This window comes from Mucilaginibacter daejeonensis, assembly GCF_020783335.1.
Taxonomy (GTDB): Bacteria; Bacteroidota; Bacteroidia; order Sphingobacteriales; family Sphingobacteriaceae; genus Mucilaginibacter; species Mucilaginibacter daejeonensis.
This window is the reverse complement of record NZ_CP086068.1, coordinates 1,264,334-1,280,891: the sequence shown is the minus strand read 5'-3', so window position 1 is coordinate 1,280,891 and position 16,558 is coordinate 1,264,334. Positions and strand designations below refer to the sequence as shown.

General features: G+C 49.5%; 16 protein-coding genes. 8 read left to right on the top strand and 8 right to left on the bottom strand.

Annotation, left to right across the window (positions count from 1 at the left end):
- Positions 1–49 precede the first annotated feature (49 nt).
- Positions 50–511, top strand: a complete 462-nt coding sequence (locus LLH06_RS05530) for an energy transducer TonB (RefSeq protein ID WP_228172266.1) — start codon at positions 50–52, stop codon at positions 509–511.
- A gap of 1 nt (position 512) precedes the next feature.
- A complete protein-coding gene (locus LLH06_RS05525; RefSeq protein ID WP_228172265.1) occupies positions 513–1,244 on the top strand; it encodes an energy transducer TonB in 732 nt (243 codons plus the stop codon).
- Here LLH06_RS05525 and LLH06_RS05520 read toward each other — a convergent pair whose 3' ends face one another.
- From LLH06_RS05520 to LLH06_RS05510, 3 genes are read right to left on the bottom strand one after another with little or no spacing between them, the layout of a single operon-like run.
- A complete protein-coding gene (locus LLH06_RS05520; RefSeq protein WP_228172264.1) occupies positions 1,245–1,652 on the bottom strand; it encodes a lysozyme inhibitor LprI family protein in 408 nt (135 codons plus the stop codon).
- Positions 1,653–1,690: 38 nt separating this feature from the next.
- Positions 1,691–2,425: a LytR/AlgR family response regulator transcription factor gene (locus tag LLH06_RS05515; RefSeq protein WP_228172263.1), complete on the bottom strand. Its 735-nt coding sequence runs from the start codon at positions 2,423–2,425 to the stop codon at positions 1,691–1,693.
- Positions 2,422–3,525, bottom strand: coding sequence for a sensor histidine kinase (locus tag LLH06_RS05510; protein WP_228172262.1), 1,104 nt, complete (start codon positions 3,523–3,525; stop codon positions 2,422–2,424). Before LLH06_RS05510 ends, LLH06_RS05515 begins: the two co-directional genes overlap by 4 nt.
- A gap of 283 nt (positions 3,526–3,808) precedes the next feature.
- On the opposite strand from LLH06_RS05510, the gene LLH06_RS05505 reads away from it, so the two are divergent.
- Positions 3,809–4,120, top strand: coding sequence for a hypothetical protein (locus tag LLH06_RS05505; RefSeq protein ID WP_228172261.1), 312 nt, complete (start codon positions 3,809–3,811; stop codon positions 4,118–4,120).
- Between the two features lie 81 nt (positions 4,121–4,201).
- Here the strand turns inward: LLH06_RS05505 and ispG are convergent, their stop codons facing one another.
- The 5 genes from ispG to LLH06_RS05480 all read right to left on the bottom strand — a co-directional run bounded on the left by ispG (position 4,202) and on the right by LLH06_RS05480 (position 8,768).
- The gene (gene ispG / locus LLH06_RS05500; protein WP_228173270.1) at positions 4,202–6,313 is read right to left on the bottom strand and encodes a (E)-4-hydroxy-3-methylbut-2-enyl-diphosphate synthase; all 2,112 of its coding nucleotides are present in this window, start codon (positions 6,311–6,313) and stop codon (positions 4,202–4,204) included.
- A 95-nt stretch (positions 6,314–6,408) separates the two neighbouring features.
- Positions 6,409–6,870, bottom strand: a complete 462-nt coding sequence (locus LLH06_RS05495; protein ID WP_228172260.1) for a hypothetical protein — start codon at positions 6,868–6,870, stop codon at positions 6,409–6,411.
- On the bottom strand, positions 6,867–7,421 hold the full coding sequence (locus tag LLH06_RS05490; RefSeq protein ID WP_228172259.1) for an AAA family ATPase: 555 nt from the start codon (positions 7,419–7,421) through the stop codon (positions 6,867–6,869). Before LLH06_RS05490 ends, LLH06_RS05495 begins: the two co-directional genes overlap by 4 nt.
- A 26-nt stretch (positions 7,422–7,447) precedes the next feature.
- Positions 7,448–8,071: an RDD family protein gene (locus tag LLH06_RS05485; RefSeq protein WP_228172258.1), complete on the bottom strand. Its 624-nt coding sequence runs from the start codon at positions 8,069–8,071 to the stop codon at positions 7,448–7,450.
- Between the two features lie 70 nt (positions 8,072–8,141).
- The gene (locus tag LLH06_RS05480) at positions 8,142–8,768 is read right to left on the bottom strand and encodes a DUF4159 domain-containing protein (protein ID WP_228172257.1); all 627 of its coding nucleotides are present in this window, start codon (positions 8,766–8,768) and stop codon (positions 8,142–8,144) included.
- A 234-nt stretch (positions 8,769–9,002) separates the two neighbouring features.
- On the opposite strand from LLH06_RS05480, the gene LLH06_RS05475 reads away from it, so the two are divergent.
- The 5 genes from LLH06_RS05475 to LLH06_RS05455 all read left to right on the top strand — a co-directional run bounded on the left by LLH06_RS05475 (position 9,003) and on the right by LLH06_RS05455 (position 16,558).
- Positions 9,003–9,995 carry an AAA family ATPase gene (locus LLH06_RS05475; protein ID WP_228172256.1) on the top strand — a complete coding sequence of 331 codons (993 nt, stop codon included), beginning with the start codon at positions 9,003–9,005 and terminating at the stop codon, positions 9,993–9,995.
- Positions 9,996–10,126: 131 nt separating this feature from the next.
- On the top strand, positions 10,127–10,993 hold the full coding sequence (locus tag LLH06_RS05470) for a DUF58 domain-containing protein (protein WP_228172255.1): 867 nt from the start codon (positions 10,127–10,129) through the stop codon (positions 10,991–10,993).
- Positions 10,994–11,114: 121 nt separating this feature from the next.
- Positions 11,115–12,650, top strand: coding sequence for a BatA domain-containing protein (locus LLH06_RS05465; RefSeq protein WP_228172254.1), 1,536 nt, complete (start codon positions 11,115–11,117; stop codon positions 12,648–12,650).
- A gap of 1 nt (position 12,651) precedes the next feature.
- Complete coding sequence (locus tag LLH06_RS05460; RefSeq protein ID WP_228172253.1) at positions 12,652–14,766, top strand: hypothetical protein; 2,115 nt, start codon at positions 12,652–12,654, stop codon at positions 14,764–14,766.
- A gap of 7 nt (positions 14,767–14,773) precedes the next feature.
- Entirely contained in the window at positions 14,774–16,558 is a 1,785-nt protein-coding gene (locus tag LLH06_RS05455; RefSeq protein WP_228172252.1) for a hypothetical protein, read from the top strand.

The window sequence follows — 16,558 nt, the reverse complement described above, 5'->3', positions numbered from 1 at the left end:
ACCAAGCTGTATGGTTGCAGTTTTAAATTTTCTATATTGCAGTTAGTAAATGACCTTTGACCGACCTTACAAGAACATTGCCATGCCCTACCTTATTCTTTTTGCATTCTCGCTAATACTTATTATCAACAACGCTCACGCTCAGTACCAACCCAAGGTAACCACCAAGGTGACCAACGTACGTAAAGGCGACAAGACCACCAAAGAAGTGGTTATGACCCGAACCGTGGATATGGATGACGATACTTTTTTAGACGACATGGACGCGTTAGAAAAGTACGTACATAAGCATGTAAAACATTCAGCCGGACCAAAGGGCAACGTTGAAGTTGGGTTTGTTATAGACGAGCATGGTGCACTATCGAACGTCAGGATACTTAAAAGCTTAAATAAACAGATCGACGCTGAGGTAGTTAAAGCGGTAAGGTCTTATCCTTACAAATTCACACCATCAAAGCAGAGTGGGGTCGCCTATGGATCTAAAGCTTCTACAACGATCGTATTCAAATGATATGAGTGAACCTATCAAGGATGTGAACCTTAGCTTTGCCTGTTCTGAGGAATGGAACAACATGCATTCAACCGAGGGCGGTCGGCATTGTGTTAAATGCAGCAAGACCGTGTATGACCTGACCAACAGTAAGGCGGATGAATTCAGGAGGATACTGGCTGAAAATGGTGGCATTATATGTGGCCGTTTCAGGCAAGACCAATTGATCACAAATACTCCTACATTGCCATCCTGGAAAAAATGGTTGTCGGCGGCCCTTTTAGTGATCGGTATCAATTTGTGGAACGAACCCACACATGCTCAAAAAAGTCCGAAACCGACCAAACAACAGAAGGCCAGGTATCCACTAAAATTTGTAAGAGGCATAGATACTACACATAACGATATCCCTGTAATAGAAGAACCTAAGGCAATTACTGACACCAATGTAACACTCGGCATCGTTATGTCAGATATGGACCCACAATTCATTGGTGGACCTGAAAAAATGAAGGCTTATATTGATAAGTATCTTGACCAAAGTAAAGCTAAAGCTCCTTGCAGGATCAACGTTTCGGTAATTATTGACAGAGGCGGATCTTTGACAGATGTTAAAGCCATAGGCCGTATCAGTGATCAAGGTGCCTCTGATGAAGCCGTGAGAGTTGTAAGCATCCTGCCAAAGTTTAGACCAGGGGTTAGAGCAGGTAGACCAGCAGCTATATCATATGTGATACCCATCATCTTCAAATAACTACCGCTTAACCTTTACCGACCCTGTACATACATCCCCCTCCGGAATACCATCGAGCCATTGCTTTAAAAACTTGGTGCGTTGTTTGGTCAGGTCTTCGAGGTAAATATTCTCGCACATGGGGCCTGCAGAACCGTAACTTCCTCTTGCAGGGTAACGCGCGGCCAGTTCGGCATCGCGTAGCTGTACCCAAAGCCGCTGGGCTACCTTGAACTTTTTGATGAACAACGGCTGTGACGCATATTCCTTCAAGATCTTTTGGTAAACGCGGTTCAGTTCCTTGTCGGCCTTTTGGTAGGCCGCACCAGCGTTGGCGGTCAGTGCACCTTGAGTTTGCGCACGGGCACCCGCGGCCGTTGTGGCTATCATGATCACTATCGCTAACAGGAGTTTGTTGATATTATTCATATTTTAACAAACCACAACGGCCGGATAAAGTTGACAGATCAGCTAAAATGCAGGTTCTCCGTCTTCAGCTTTTTTTGCAGATCCTGTTTATAGTTACGGCCAATGGGCAACTCGTGTCCGCTAACCTCGACCACCGCTCCATAAAAAGAATCGATCTTTGGTAACGACACGATGAATGAGCGATGTATGCGCACGAAGCGTCGCTCCGGGAGCATCTCCTCCAAAAAGCTGATCTTTTGCTTACTGATGTGCACCTGGTCGGCCGTCACGACCTTCACATAGTCGCGCAGGCTCTCGATCCATAGAATGTCATTGATGTTGAGCTTGATCGTTTTCCGTTCAACCTTCAGATACAGGAAAGTCTCGCTATCACCTATTGGCGCCTCATGGCTCAGTACTGCCGAGGCATGCTTTTGATCGAAACTTTGGTAGACCTTATCCATGGCGCGCAAAAAGCGATCGAATGCTATAGGTTTCAGTAGATAGTCCACCGCGTTCAGCTCAAAGCCTTCGAGGGCGTATTCACTATAAGCGGTGGTGAAGATCACCTTGGGCGGGTTCTTCAAGCTTCGGAGCAGGTCATTACCGTTGAGGCCTGGCATCTTGATATCAAGGAACATGAGGTCGACCTGTTTTTGTTGCAGCAGTTGGAAGGCTTGAATAGCGCTGTTGCATCGCCCAAGCACTTCCAAGTCGGTAAATTGCTGCAAGAAGGTATCGATCACCTCAATGGCGTGAGGCTCATCATCAACGATCAGGGTACGTATCTTCATGTGGTGATCAACGCAAGATTAGGTGAGGATATGGGGTCGGTCTGTAATTTTAATTCCAGTACCACCAGGAAGGTGTCCTCGTCGTCCATGATCTTGAGTTCGTGGGCGGCAGGATACAGTAACTCCAGGCGTTTACGGGCATTCTGGAGACCGATGTTACCGAAATGCTTTCCGGCGTTCAGAGCATTTGAGGCAGGCTTGCTATTAGCTACTTTCAACTTCATGTTATCGCCCACTACTTGCAGATCGATCGTGACCCAGGCCTCTCCCACGGTATCACTGGCACCATGCTTAAAGGCGTTCTCGATAAAGGTGAGCATAATAAGCGGCGTCACCAGCTTATCCTCCAACCTACCGCTGATGGTAAAATTCAGGTCGAGGCGTTCCTCGTAACGCAGGCGCTCCAGGGTGATGTAGCGTTGCAGCATCTGCACCTCTTTTTGCAGGCTCACCAGGTCTGTATCACATTCGTACAACATATACCGAAGCAGATCCGACAGACCCAGCACCACCTCTGATGACCGCGGCGAGTTGGCCAGCGTTAACGCATAAAGGTTATTGAGCGTATTGAACAGAAAATGCGGGTGTACCTGCCCCTTCAGCGCGTTAAGTTCGGCTTGCAGGGCAGCCTGCTTACGCTCATACCACAGCTTGAACATTTTGATCACCACCGCGAACCACACGATCATGTTCATGGCCTTGAGGGCGTTCATGAAGAACACCAGATCGAACAATCGGTCAAAAACAGCGGAACGAGTCAATTCAGCTTTTTCCCAGCTGTCAAGCGGCATGTATTTAATAATATAAGGAATAGCGATATAGATGTCCATCACCCTGCTGATGAAGCTCAAGAAGAGCATAACCAGCACCAATAACGATAGGAAACTGACATACCTCCCCTCAAAAAGGTAAATGGGGATCAGATAGCCAGTGATGAAATAATAAAAGGTGATATGAAGCGGTGTGTAGAACAGGTTATTCCGGAACGCTATCCAAAAACTGCTTTTTACTGAGTACAAAAATGTATAAAGCACAAAGACGATCGCCCAAAATAGCACATGCTGTACCACCCTGTTGCTGATCACCTTTTTCAACTTCATTACCCCGTCCTGAAACATTGTACTAATATACTGCACTACAGTTAAATGCAGCAAGATCACCTACACCCTGTAGACCAACTACCGGGTTTTGACGACGAACGTCACCGCACGATGTCCTATTAGCAAAAAAACGACCTTGAAAGCAATTGGATGGCTGATAACTACCACTGAACACTCCTTCAGCGCTATGCAACGAACGTGTTATTTAGGCGTCAATCGAGCAGGTACTTTTGATCAACAAATTAACACAACACGAATAACACAGCGCTAAAGAACCCATACCATGAAAAAGACCTTATTGACCTTTGCTTTGATCACTGTAAGTTTTCTGAGCACACAAGCACAAACCGTTGAAGCTTCAACTCAACCTACCTGGGTGGTAGAGAGCAACGAACGCACCCCAAAAGTGCAGACCATCAATTTTTACAATGACCAAAATCAGCTCATCTATAGCGAGACCATTAACAAGCGACTTAACATCAGTAAACGCAAGGTGCAAAAGACGCTGAATAGCCTGTTGGCTAACCTGCTTAAGGCCGAGCCGGGCAGCTACAACAAGAATGTATTAGCCGCTTCATTCAAGCTGAAGCCGTAAGAATTTTTTTTTTATGAACGTTGAGCGGGGCTTGCGCGAGGCAGGTCCCGCTCTTTATTTTTGAGAATACTGTGTAAATGTTCATGCAACAACGGCCGGCTCGACCCAGTTACCATCTTCTTGAATGATACCGATGAGCTCGTCCAATGCGTTGGCGGTGTTCACGTTCTTCTTTACCACTTCTTTGCCACGATACAGCGTGATCTTACCCGGACCAGCGCCCACATAACCGTAATCGGCATCGGCCATTTCGCCCGGACCGTTAACGATACAGCCCATGATACCGATCTTTAATCCCTTCAGGTGACTGGTACGGCTACGGATCATTTGAGTGGTCTCCTGCAGGTCGAACAGCGTACGGCCGCAGCTCGGGCAGCTAATGTATTCTGTTTTGGAGATTCGCGACCTGGTGGCCTGCAATATCCCGAACGCGGTAGAGGTGATCACGGCGGCCGGCATACCTGGCGCATCTATCCAAACGCCATCGCCAAAACCATCCACCAACAACGCACCCATATCGGTTGCCGCATAAAGTTGCAGTTTCGTCGTAAGTTCAGAAGCCTCAGGGCGCAAGTCGGTAGAGGTAGTGATCAGCTCGCTGCCTTCATCACCAAGGTCATATGACCTTTTGATGATAACAGGCGTTTCTATACCAGCTTGCATCAGCTCAAAAAAGAAACTGCGTTGCTGGGCCATGCCATGCGCAGCGGTCGTCTCTAACACCAGCACCAAGTTCGGGTCTTGCGCCAATTGCTTGATCTGCGACATATCCACTTGTGCGGCATCAATGGTCACCAGGCTAAGTGCCGACGAACGATCAGCTGACGAGTCAGTGTATTGTGCCAGCGTGAATACCGGGTGACAATTCTTTTTATTGGCCAACGTGAACCAGGTGTTGTAATTATATAGTTGTTTCAGGTTGCCCGGGAAAGTGAATGAGGGCAGTGTATCGGCCATGTACACAAAATCCACCGACTGATCGGCCATGTTATATTTGTCCAGTATGGGCGAATATAAATAGCCCGCAGCATTCAAAACCGACGGATCTTTCAGATTCGCTTTACTCAGGTCAAGCACCACACGCGGTACCATGTGGCCACCTATAAAAGCGTTGGCCTCGGTGGTGTGGCGTTTTTGGTATTCATAAGGTGAGTGTTGGGTGGCGGGTTGCGGGTTGCGGGTCGCGGGATGCTCATTGGAGCTAATTTGCACATCGGTTCCGGCCTCTGACCTCTGATCTCCCGTATCTCCACTCAGACCTCTCAACGCCTCACTCACCCCCCGCGCGCTATAACGGTTCACCAAGGCGATGGCTACTGGGGCTTCGGCCTCAGGTTCTTCGGTCAGGGACACGCGAACGGTATCGCCCAGGCCGTCTTCCAGTAAGGTGCCTATGCCCACGGCCGATTTAATGCGACCATCCTCGCCGTCGCCGGCCTCGGTAACGCCAAGGTGCAACGGGTAGTTCATGCCTTCGGCTACCATGGTCTGTACCAATAAACGATAAGCCTGAACCATCACCTGCGGATTGCTCGATTTCATCGATATGCACAGGTTATAATAGTTCAGTGCCTCGCACATACGAATGAACTCCATGGCTGATTCCACCATGCCTTGAGGGGTATCGCCATAACGGCTCATAATGCGATCGCTAAGCGATCCATGATTAGTGCCGATACGCATAGCCGTTCCGTACTCCTTGCAAATATTCACCAGCGGAGTGAACTTTTGGAAGATGCGGTCCAGCTCACCCTGGTATTTGCTGTCGGTATATTCTATCTCGTCAAACTTCTTCTTATCGGCATAGTTGCCTGGATTCACCCGCACCTTTTCAACAATGCGTGCGGCCACTTCGGCAGCGTTCGGTGTAAAATGGATATCGGCCACTAAGGGCACGGTGTATCCACGTGCACGAAGTTGCTTCTTGATCTCGGCCAGGTTCTGGGCCTCTTTTATGCTGGGAGCCGTGATCCGTACATACTCGCAACCTGCATCTACCATGCGAATGGTCTGCTCTACGGTACCAATGGTGTCCATGGTATCGGTAGTGGTCATACTTTGGATCCGGATGGGGTTACTACCGCCCATTGGCACATCGCCGATCTTCACTTCACGGGTAACAAAACGCGAATATTGAGTTAACGAATTACAGTAAAGCCCGGGGAGTGCTTTTGCAGCTTCAGCATTGATCATCATGATGCACCAGAATATTGAACTGCAAAGTTAAGCATTATTGGCTTATCCTTGTTTTAGCGTAACGTTAATAAAAGGTAAGCTGGCAACGCTCATCAAAGCCGGTTACGGACGCCTTCCACCGCCATATCGGTAACCTCGGCGCCGTAGCTGATGTGTGCTTTGCCCAGGTACACGGTGTCAGTGCCTGCTTGTTGTGGATGGTAAGTGAGTTTTAATGCGTACCCCTCGCCTGCGAATTCCTCTATCTTGTCAGTATCCTGCTTGGCCGACCTCTCCAACTTCAATACCACCTCCTTGCCACCCACATGAATAATGCAGGCCCTTACCATATGATCATTGCTATCTAATGCACCCGTTTGGATCAGGATTTCATTAAGCTCGATAATTGCTTTACGGCTTTCAGCAAAAACGCGGTCACATTCCAGTTGGTCGGATGTATGGTGTACCACTTCAAGCTTGATGTCGTGCCGCTGGCAGGCACTCATCCATAAACATAAGATAAGAAGGCAAAAGTTGAGCGCGAACCGAATAGGTTTAGCCGGGTGATCGATCATGCGTATAAAGTACCCATGTCGCTGATCTTTTCCAATACCCTGTCCACCCTTTCCTGCACAGTGGTATCGCCGTTGATCCGGAGTACCGGGCAGGTCACCCGGCTGAGCCATTCCTCATGCACTTTAATGGAGCGGCCAGTGTGAGCCACGGTATCATATGATTCGGCCCAGGCCACAAATTCGTTATATAACCTGATCCGTTCGGGATCCGTGTAGATCAGATCGCCATAACGTTCGTATTCACGGTCCTTTAAGCGCTGCATGCGCACCTCAGGCGGAAGGTGCAAGAACACCACCAGGTCAAAATGATCCGTCCACTGATCGCCCCAGCCCACCAATGACCCGCCAACGATATGGCAAGGGGTAGCTTTCACGTCATCAATGAGCATTTGCACGCGTTCCTCGCGGTCGCGCCTTAACGTGTACGGAACGGCCGACCTCAGCCAAAAGTAGTCGTCAGAATCAAAATATGGATAACCTGTACGCGCCGATAGCGCTTTGCCTAAAGTAGTGGAACCGGCACTTGAAGCGCCCATGATCAGGATCTTCATTACACAGGATATTGAATATTATAATGCTAGTAAACGTCTTTACGCACCACATAAGTGCGCGACATCACATCATGAAAGCCTTGTTTATACTTGCTAAAGATCACGCCCAAGAAGCCAACACCCAGGAACGCGCCTGACAAGAACTTGAACACCCCGCGCAGGAATGCTTGCCCCGGACCGATCTTTTGCCCTTCGGCATTCACGATGATCAGCTTGCAGGCATACTGACCGATGCTGGCGCTCATTGGAAGCATGGCGGTGATCACAAAGTAAGCGATGAGCGAAACCGGCGCTACGATGGTGCGGATCAGCTCTTCGTTTTTGAGGATGAACTCATTGACATCAGATCCCGGCGCGGTAACACTGACATATGTGGCCAAACCGATCACCAGCAAGAACACAAGGATCACATAATCGATCACGTATGCTGCCAGGCGAATGCCAAACCCGGCCAATGTTTCTTCAGTAGGAAAATAGTAACCTTCGTATTTGAAATATTCTAAAAAGTCGGGTATCTCACTTGCCTTTTGCCAGTCGCTAAAAGGGGTGCGTACCTCGTCGTCAGGCTCCAGCCTACCATCGGTCAGTTGATCAAAGGTGTATGGACCTTTTTCCTCGTCGTCGACCTTAACGTAAAATTCGTCGTTCATGAATATATAACTGCGGGGACAGCATGGCAAAGATAGTGGTTTTTAAACCATACAAAACAGCTATTTGAGCTCAGGAGCCCATAGCATACATGATGATATTGATACCGAACTTGGTATTATCTTCTGCCAAAAAACGCTTGTTCCTGAAATCGTAATCCCACTCACAGCCGTAATCCTTATTGCTGTATAACACTGCGATGCGCCCATTGATGGTGATCGCCTTCAGGTAATCATGCACAAGGTCATCACCCCAGCCGTTCAACTCAAAAGACGTGTTGGGCGGTCCCTTCTCGAACGTGAAGAATGAGCGGTACAACTCATGGTCGTTGGGGATCTTTTTCAAAGCCTGCGGACCGAACAATTGCGACATCTGCGTTTCAAAGCTCTTGGCAAAAAGCCCGTCGATATCATGGTTACAATCATCCACAAAAACGAAACCGCCGTTTTGCACATACTTTTTAAAGTTGTTGCGCTCCTGTGCATCAAACTGCACCAGTTTATGGCCGCTCAGGTACGAGAAAGGTGAATTAAATACATCGGGCCCGCTCAGGGCCACTACCTTTTCTTTGGTATCGATAGGGATGGTGGTGTACTCCATCAATGAGTTCAGGATGTTCGACGGCATACGCTGATCGGTATCCCAATCGCCTGAATGGTAGCTGAAGCGTGTGAACGTGAACTTTGAACTGAATGACATAATGAATGAAAAACTAAAAGTAGTATAAATTACATGGGTTAATAGATGCAGCGCTTATCAGTTTTGTAATTTTTTGAATACCTGATCCAATATTTTGCGATCAACCACACTTTTTAACGCCAAATGCCCCTATATTGGGATGCCCGACGGAACATTTTTAACGTTTTTAACCAAAACACATATTCTGGACGGGCATATTTATAGAATAACGCACACCTGATCAAATTTTAACCATTGGAATTAACAGAGACCCACGTTAGATCGATACTGAGCAAGCTTCCGCAGCTCAAAACCGAGATACAAAAGGTGATCGTAGGGCAGGAACATATTCTTGACGAACTACTGGTAGCTTTTTTGGCTGGTGGCCATTGCCTGCTGGAAGGCGTTCCGGGCCTTGCCAAAACGCTCCTGGTCAAAACCATGTCGCAAGCGCTGCACCTGTCGTTCAGGCGTATACAGTTCACCCCCGACCTGATGCCTACCGACATTGTTGGCACCGAGATACTGGAGGAGGACCATGTTACCGGCAAGCGTTTCTTCAAGTTCAATAAAGGACCTTTATTTGCCAATATCATCCTGGCAGATGAGATCAACCGTACGCCACCTAAAACGCAGTCGGCGCTGTTAGAGGCCATGCAGGAGTTTGAGGTGACCTACGGCGGGCAGACCTACCCGTTGGACAGGCCGTTCTTTATCCTGGCCACCCAGAACCCGATCGAACAGGCGGGAACCTACCCCCTGCCCGAGGCACAGCTTGACCGCTTTTTATTACTGGTGCAGATCGGGTACCCGACCGAACAGGAAGAATTTGCGATACTGAACCGCACCACGGGTACCGCCAAGGCCACCGTTAACCCGGTGATCAGCGCCGAAGAGATACAACAGGCACAAGCCTTGGTAAGGCAGGTAAGCATAAGCGAAGACCTCGTACGTTACGTAAGCCAACTGATCCGCGCCACCCGCCCTGATACTACCACGCTGAGCTATGTAAAGGAATGGGTACGCTGGGGTGCTGGTCCAAGGGCCGGGCAAGCACTGATCCTTACCGCGAAGGCACGCGCGTTACTGAAGGGCCGCTTTGCTGTGATCATGGAGGATATACACGCCATGGCCACCCCGGTACTGCGTCACCGCGTATTAATGAATTTTAAGGCTGAGGCAGAAGGCATCACCTCCGACAAAGCCACCGCCGAACTGATCAAGTTGATAGAAAGACCGAAGGTTTAGTTGGTTGCGGGTTCTGTGTTGCGGGTTGCGTGATATTGCCAGGCGACTGACTTGACGACAAAAGCCCCCAAACTCAAACCCACCACCCGCAACTCAAAACCCGTAATTCGAAACCCCCGCAACCCAAAGATATGCTCGACCCTAAAGTACTCATGACCATCAAGAACCTGCCGTTACTGGCTAAAACGGTTATAGATGGATTTATGAACGGCTTTAACAAAAGCACTGTTAAGGGACCGGGATTGGAGTTCAGCCAGTACCGGAGTTACCAGCCGGGCGATGACCTGCGCTGGCTTGATTGGCGCATGTATGCCCGAAGCGACAGATACTATATCCGCGAAAGCGAGATCGAGACCAGCATATCGGTTAGGTTCGTGATCGATGCCAGCAACTCCATGAACCATCATGACGGCACGCTGAGCAAGATCGACTACGCGCGCTTTTTGGCCGCTTCGTTGGGCTACCTGGCCAACTTACAAGGCGATGCGGTAGGCTTATATGTGCTAAAGGATAGCGGACTATTCTCGCTCGCCTCACGTCCGGACCCGCAACATTTACAGCGCTTTTACCATCAACTGGCCAACATCGATCCGGCGGGTAGGTTCACCCAGCCTACGCATTACAAAGAATTGTTCAGCGGCTCAGGGCGTAAGGAACTATTGGTGTTCATCACCGATATGTATCAGCCCAACGGCGAGATCATGCAACTGCTTGATCAGCTGGCCGCGTTAAGGCACGAGATCATCGTATTTCAACTGATGGCACAGAACGAACTGGATCTCGACTTTAAAGGTTATTCGGCCTTAGAGGACCTGGAGACCGGCGAAGTGATACAATTAGGTGCACAAACCAAACAACGTTACAAAGAAGTGCTGCACGCACACCAGGAAAATATCAGGATGCAACTGCTGGGCAAACACATCGTTCACCGCATGATCAGTACCGCCCAACCCTTGGATGAGGCGTTGCGGGCGTTTTTAGTACAAAGGAGCAAGTAAAGTCCAACCCCGACCCTCCCCGGTAGGGAGGGAGTTTATGAAATGAGAATGATCGCGAATTTCAATATTGACCATGTGTATCAAAAGCCCTCCCTCCCGGGGAGGGTTTGGGTGGGGCATTATGTTTAGTTTTTTAAACCCCATATGGCTTTTTGGTGCTGCCGCTTTGATCATACCGGTACTGATACACCTATGGAATATCAGGCCGGGCAAGGTACTCAAGGTGGGCAGTATCTCGCTGGTGGATGCGGCATCGCGCAAAAGCAGCCGCAGCTTTAAGCTGCTGGATATACTGCTTTTCATCCTACGTTGCTTGCTCCTGCTTTTAGTGGCCGCGCTGCTGGCCCTCCCCGTATGGAAAGAATACCAGCGATCAAAAAAAGCCAAAGGCTGGATACTGATAGCCGAACAAGAATTAAAGACCGTTCATGACCTTTTCAAGCCCCAGATCGACTCCCTTACCAAAGCAGGCTACGAGTTCCATTACTTTAACGATGGCTTTAAGAGATCTGACCTGAAACAGATATTTCTTCACCCTACCGATTCATTGAAACGCGATACCGCATCAACATCGCCAGACCATTGGGCACTGGTGCGCGAGCTTGACCAGCGTTTACCTGCTGATATGCCGGTATACCTATTCACGACCAACAAAGCCAAATACTTTAAAGGCAGCCGCCCCCAATTGGCACTCGACCTTAAATGGAGGACCTACACCACCGCCGACTCCGTCACCTCGTTTATTCAGGATGCGTGGTTCACTCCGAGCGGCGATGTAAGGGTTCAAAAAGGCACGGCTACCCCATCTGGCACCACTTATATTTACAGCAACATCAAGCCTGATGACGCAGGCAATTCATCATTTAATATCAGCACTACCAACGGCCTGGCACAGATCAGCTTGAAAGGTAACGGCCAAACGCCTGTCACCATCGACACCACGGTGAACGATATGGTGATCTATGCCGATGCGAAATATGCTTTGGATGCTAGATACTTGAAAGCGGCCCTGCAGGCGGCAGCTCAATTTGGACAGCGTAAATTCACCTTGCGTACAGTAAGTTCACCATCGGCCATACCAGCCAATGTTGATCGGCTTTTCTGGTTATCTGACAAGAACGCGGGTGTTTCTGTCATCAATAAGACTTCGAATATCGTCGCTTATCGACCAGGTAAAGCCGTTAAAAATGATAGTTGGATCAGTAACGCAGGCCCATTAAGTACCGCGTTGCCTGATGAACAGCGTGTGAAGCTTTACGAACAGGTCAGCTCTACCAGCAATAAAGCGGAGGCACTGTGGACCAACGGCAATGGCCAACCGATATTGACGTCCGCCCAACAAGGGAAGACACGAGTGTACGATCTGTACACACACTTTGATCCTAAATGGAACGACCTGGTTTGGAGCGATCAGTTCCCGGCATGGTTACTTGACCTAATAAAAGAACCAGCCGGCGCGAACAATGACCGCTACGACCAACGCATCCTCTCTCCTGCTCAATACATGCCTCAAATGATCGCTGGCAAGAAAGCGATCGCCGAGAAGACGCCCATTCATCACCAAGATCTGAGCCGATACTTTTGGCTTGCCTTGGTACTGCTGATCGTGGCCGAACGCTGGCTATCGCACCGGACTTCTAACCTTAGCAACTCGTGATATGACCAACGGAAACATCAAGATACAACAGCTAAGGCACCGTTACATTGCCATGCAGATGTTGGCCAATGCGTTACTGGCACTGGGTTGTGCCATCATACTGGGTAGCCTTGTCCATTTGATCTGGCCGGTCACTATGCTACTGGCAGCTGTGATCATCTTTGTGATCGCGTTCGGGGCGTTTACCCTGATCGGTCGCCCGTGGAGTATTTCGCTGGATGCGGTATGCCGCGCGTTGAATATCTCGTATCCGCAGTTGGAAGAGAGCAGCCAACTGACCTTACGCTCAGAGCATGAGCTCAATTTGCTGGAACGCTTGCAGCTGCAAAAGATCGAGACAGCACTTACATCGGTCCCTGCACAGCCACCTGTTTTTACGCAACGCTTGAAAAAGGCAGCTTGGGTCTGTGGTGCGGCTCTCCTCATCGGTGCTGTTTTGTTGATGTTCGGTCAGCGGTGGAAACATGGCATCGCAAATACAACACAGGCAGGATCGGTGTCTTCTAAAAGCAGTTCACCTCCCGAAAAGATACTGCCGCAGATCGATGGCGTATCGCTCACCATCGCCCCGCCGGCCTACATTGGTAGACCTGCTCGCACACAGGACCGCTTTACAATCGACGCCGAGGAAGGCGCCACCGTTACCTGGAAGATCAGCACGAACGTACCTGTGGATAAGGTATCTCTTATATTTAATGAAGGTGAAAAGACCACGCTGAAGGGCAGCCGAGGCACTGAATGGAGTACCAGCAAGGTGATCACCAAGCCGGGCTTTTACCAGGTCAGTATCGATGGTAAATTATCTGACCTGTACCAGGTACAGGTGATCAAGGATGCTATACCTGTTATCCGTGTCAAAACGCCAAAACAGTATACTCACATCGATGCCGGCGAAGCACAGCGTGTGAACGTTAACGCTACCATAACCGACGACCATGGCATCACGAACGCACAGATCTTTGCCACGGTGGCCAAGGGCAGCGGCGAATCGGTCAAGTTCAAGGATACCACGTTCAGCTTCGGCACATCCTTTGGCTCTCGTAGCCTGAAGTATGACCTGCAACGCACCATCGACCTGCCTAAACTGGGTATGGAACCTGGCGATGAACTTTACTTATACGTGCAGGCGCAGGATACGCATCAGCAAAAAAGCCGCACTGATGTGCTGATCGTTTCCATACAGGATACTGCTCAACTGCTAAGCATGGATGGCCTGGTGGCTGCGGCCAACATCAAGCCCGAATATTTCAGGAGCGAGCGCCAGATCATTTTAGATACCGAGAAACTGCTGAAAGAAAAAGATACCATCAGTGCCACCGCCTTCAAGAACCGGGCTAATGAACTGGGTACTGATCAAAAGCTCTTGCGCCTGCGTTATGGTAAGTTCCTGGGCGAAGAGGACGAAAGCGGCCACGAGACCGAGGGCAACGAAGAGATCGGTAAGGCCGAGAACTTTGGCAACGCCAAAATGGTGATGGATGCCTTTACTGATAAGCATGACAATGCCGAGGATGCCACGTTCTTAGAGCCATCGGTAAAAGCTCAGCTTAAGGCCACCTTAAACGAAATGTGGAAGGCTGAACTCCGGTTGCGTTTGTACAAACCACAGGAGGCCTTGCCTTTTGAATATAAGGCGCTCCGTTTATTGAAAGATCTGCAGCAAAAGTCGCGCTCATATGTGGCCAAGACCAACTACAACCCGCCACCCATCAAACCTGAAAAACGCCTTACCGGCGAATTGGATAAGATCGGCAACCCGACCAGCCAGCAGGACATCAAGCCTGCGGCCGACCGATACGCTGCCCTTACAAAGGCTACTGTAGTGTTGCAACGTGCGCGATATGCATCATTGAACGCGGCTGACAAAAAGATATTACAACAATCTGCGCCACAGTTAGCCGCTCAGGCTTCGGCACGCCCGGGCATGTATTTAAAGGCATTGAGTGCCCTGCGCCGCATCATTTCAGGGAATGGCATACCCTCGCCTGCTGACCGGGTGGCCGTAGAACAAGCCATACAACGCACATTGCCACAAAACAAGACCATGCCTGCGGCCGGTAGCACCACAGCAGATATGGGCCTGGCGCAACGATATTATCAAAATTTGAACAGGTGATCTGACCATGAACTGGACCATTATAGTGATCGTGATCTGCATCGTGGCGGGTATATTATTTACCTGGCAAGAGGTAACGCGCGCCGACCGCTCCCGTTTGGCATGGCGCATCATCGCTGTTTGGGTCTTGGTGGCGTCACTGGCGTGCATCATCTTGCCGATCTACTATACCGGCAGCGCCTACACTCCTGCCGACCATCCCGCTATTTTACTCACCACCGGATTTGATAAAGACAGCATTCCTGCAGGCAGCCGTGTGTTCACAACCGACCGTGATATTCAAAAAAGCCACCCCAAGGCCATTTGGTGGAGCAGCACTGCGCAAGCATCAAAGGCTGATCCGGCCATTGCCGAGATAAAGGTACTGGGTTACGGTCTGGATCAATATCAACTTTCGCAATTAGGCAACGTGAGGGTACGCTATAATGCGCCACCTGCTCCTGCGGGATTCACGTCTGCCAGTTGGCCGGATCAGGTGCGGTCCGGTGAGCCGCTGGAGCTTCAAGGCACCTATCATAACACCCAAAGCAAGGCTGTCAAACTGTTCTTAAAAAGCGCCGGTACTGGTCTCGATTCTGTAAATGTCGCGCCGAACCAGACCTTACCATTCAAATTAAGTACCATCCCAAAAGGTTCAGGTGCTCTTGTATACCATCTGTTAGCACTTAGCGGGAGCGATACGCTATCGAACGATGACGTGCCGTTCAGGATCGAGCCTTCACGACCATTGAAGGTACTGATGCTGAATGCCTCGCCCAATTTTGAGACACGTTTTTTAAAGGACTGGCTGGGTAAAAATGGTTACGCCGTAGCCTCACGCGCGCTCATCAGTAAGAACAAGTTCAGCCAGGAGTTCGTGAACGTGGACAAAATGGACCTTCAACGCTTGCAGGGCAATGTGCTGCAAAAGTTCGATGTGGTGATCGGCGACCTATCGGCACTGAAGGCGTTTACACCTGCCGAGGGATCGGCCTTGCGACAGCAGGTGACGCAGAAAGGGCTGGGTGTGATCATTCGTGCAGATAGTTCTGAAAGTGCGCCGTCTTGGCTGCAAACGGCCTTCCTGGTAACTTCGCCATCAAGTAAAGCTGAGCTTTCAGTGGCTTTATCGTTGCAAGGCAAAACAGCACGCACTTCAAAACTTAGTATTACCCCATCGTTCATTACGTCACGAAGTAATACGCAAACATTGGTGACCGATGCGCAGAAACATACATTATCGGCAACCACGCTGGCGGGCGCAGGCAAGTTGGTGTTCACCACTCTTGACCATACCTACAACTGGGTATTGGCCGGCAATGAGCGCGACCATTCGGCCCTATGGTCATTACTGATCAGCAAAGCCGTTAAGAACAATAATTACACATCCAGGTGGAATGTCAACTCACCATTAACATCAGTTAACGATAAGGCAGAGCTTACCTTAAGGAGCTCGACACCTCCCACCGGAATTATGATCAACGGCGTAAAAGTATCGCCACTACAAGACCCTTCCCTGCCTTTTGAATGGCGAACGACCTACATCCCATCAAACCCTGGCTGGCAAACTGTTCAATGGGGCAATGACCAGCATTCCGAGTGGTATGTTCATCCAAAAGATCAATGGAAAAGCTTAAAAGATCAGCATAGATCCAAACAAACCTTACTTTTTGCATCAAAAAGCTTAAAAAATACGGTTGTAACAAAACAAATACAGCAAACGACCAAAATGCGGGTGCCAGAAGCATGGTTTTATTTGATCTTTTTGGCATCTTGTACATTCCTATGGGTCGAACGCAAGTTCGTAGCTTAA

Coding starts and splice junctions, on each gene's coding strand:
- LLH06_RS05485 (WP_228172258.1), bottom strand. CDS start 8,071: ATGAACGACGAATTTTACGTTAAGGTCGACGACGAGGAAAAAGGTCCA.
- LLH06_RS05460 (WP_228172253.1), top strand. CDS start 12,652: ATGACCAACGGAAACATCAAGATACAACAGCTAAGGCACCGTTACATT.
- LLH06_RS05490 (WP_228172259.1), bottom strand. CDS start 7,421: ATGAAGATCCTGATCATGGGCGCTTCAAGTGCCGGTTCCACTACTTTA.
- LLH06_RS05530 (WP_228172266.1), top strand. CDS start 50: ATGACCTTTGACCGACCTTACAAGAACATTGCCATGCCCTACCTTATT.
- ispG (WP_228173270.1), bottom strand. CDS start 6,313: ATGATCAATGCTGAAGCTGCAAAAGCACTCCCCGGGCTTTACTGTAAT.
- LLH06_RS05470 (WP_228172255.1), top strand. CDS start 10,127: ATGCTCGACCCTAAAGTACTCATGACCATCAAGAACCTGCCGTTACTG.
- LLH06_RS05480 (WP_228172257.1), bottom strand. CDS start 8,768: ATGTCATTCAGTTCAAAGTTCACGTTCACACGCTTCAGCTACCATTCA.
- LLH06_RS05525 (WP_228172265.1), top strand. CDS start 513: ATGAGTGAACCTATCAAGGATGTGAACCTTAGCTTTGCCTGTTCTGAG.
- LLH06_RS05495 (WP_228172260.1), bottom strand. CDS start 6,870: ATGATCGATCACCCGGCTAAACCTATTCGGTTCGCGCTCAACTTTTGC.
- LLH06_RS05515 (WP_228172263.1), bottom strand. CDS start 2,425: ATGAAGATACGTACCCTGATCGTTGATGATGAGCCTCACGCCATTGAG.
- LLH06_RS05455 (WP_228172252.1), top strand. CDS start 14,774: ATGAACTGGACCATTATAGTGATCGTGATCTGCATCGTGGCGGGTATA.
- LLH06_RS05465 (WP_228172254.1), top strand. CDS start 11,115: ATGTTTAGTTTTTTAAACCCCATATGGCTTTTTGGTGCTGCCGCTTTG.
- LLH06_RS05505 (WP_228172261.1), top strand. CDS start 3,809: ATGAAAAAGACCTTATTGACCTTTGCTTTGATCACTGTAAGTTTTCTG.
- LLH06_RS05520 (WP_228172264.1), bottom strand. CDS start 1,652: ATGAATAATATCAACAAACTCCTGTTAGCGATAGTGATCATGATAGCC.
- LLH06_RS05510 (WP_228172262.1), bottom strand. CDS start 3,525: ATGAAGTTGAAAAAGGTGATCAGCAACAGGGTGGTACAGCATGTGCTA.